The organism is Bartonella sp. OC16QHHD (genome assembly GCF_042194035.1).
In the GTDB taxonomy this organism is placed as follows: Bacteria; Pseudomonadota; Alphaproteobacteria; order Rhizobiales; family Rhizobiaceae; genus Bartonella.
Window position 1 is genome coordinate 1 of record NZ_JBHIMJ010000029.1, and the last position, 1,546, is coordinate 1,546.

The 1,546-nt window shown below is 47.5% G+C and carries 1 protein-coding gene; it reads left to right on the forward strand.

From position 1 onward, the window contains the following. Nucleotides 1-1,546, forward strand: a 1,546-nt coding sequence (locus ACFIK1_RS04240) for a hemagglutinin repeat-containing protein (RefSeq protein ID WP_375662163.1), incomplete at both ends; no start/stop codon positions are given.

Genomic DNA, 1,546 nt, shown 5'->3' on the forward strand with positions numbered 1-1,546 from the left:
TGCTGGGGCTTTGATCATGGGCGATGATGTCAATATCACCAGCCAAAATACAAGCAATTCCACAATAACCAATTCAGGGCGTATTGCGGCAAATCACCAATTGCATGTGCATGGCGGGGATATCTTTAGTCAAGGAGGGCATTTTGCGGCGGGTGGTGATGCTGTTATCCTTGCAGAGAAGAATATTCGTTTGGATGCAGGGCGCACAACGGTTGACGGCGTGGAGACCGTATTAAACACCGAGGCACTTTCTGCTGGTGGCAATGCGAGCGTGATTGCCAAGCAAGATATCACCGCCTCAGGGGTGGGGATCACTACCGGAGGTGATCTTGCCATGGCTACAGAACAAGGCAACTTGACGATCGGTTCAGCAGAAACCCATTACCATGATGAGCAGGGTGATGCCACCATGCATCATAAATCAGAAGTCAACTCTGGAGGCTCAACAACGCTTTCCTCTGGAAAAGATTTGAATATTTTAGGCTCTGATGTTCAAACAAAGGATAAACTTCTCTTGCAAGCTGAGAGGAATGTTTCGATTGATGCCACACGCAACAGCATGGACAATCAGAGTGGGAGTGAAACATCTCATGTTGCTTTACACAATGGCTCTCATTTAAGTTCTGGAAAAGAGACCACTGTTCTCTCTGGAAAAGATATCCATATTGCTGCTTCCGATATAGATGCCAAGGGTAATGTTGCTCTTGGCGCCCAAGGGGAGGTAACAATAGGGGTGAAAAACGATGAGATGGAGTATCATCTTCGCACCAAAAACACGAAAGTGGATATGCAAGCCTCTCATGCCGTTGGCTCTTCGATAAAATCGGGAGGTGACACCACTGTCATTGCAGGGCAGGATGGCAAACCGCATGATCTTAGCATTACAGGTAGTTCCATTGCGGCTGATGGCAAGGTGGGGCTGAAAGCCAGCAACGATATTCTCATCAATAATGCAGAGGATAGCTTACAGTATGAGATGTCGTACCATAAAGAGGGTGGAGCATTTAGTAGCAGCAAATCTGAGCATAACAAGATGGATGTGCGCCAAGTTGTGGGGTCAAGCATAACAGGGGGTGAAGGCATTACCATTGACTCAGGAAACAACACGGAAGTTGTCGCCTCGACGCTCATAGCCGGTAAGGCAGAGGAAACGTCAGGAGAGAAAGCACCAGGAGATCAAAAACAAGCGGATATTACCATTCACTCTGGGGGAAAGATTGTCATCAAAGGCGCCCAAGAACACTTGGATCAGCAAGCGCAATCGTCATCAAGTGGCTTTTTGCATGAGAAATCGTCTGATACATCTCAATCGCATACCACAACGGTCTCCTCTATCCTTGGGGCGACGGGAAACATTATCACGCAATCAGACAAAGAGACCACAATCACGGCTTCTCATCTGCTTTCCGGTCAAGATATCAATGTGAGCGGAGAAAATGTGACGATTGATGGCATGACAGATCACCATAAAAGCCATTCAGAGGAGCATGAAACAGGTTTTGGTGTGGGATCAGGTAAGGGCTTTGTGTCGATATACGGGAGTGAG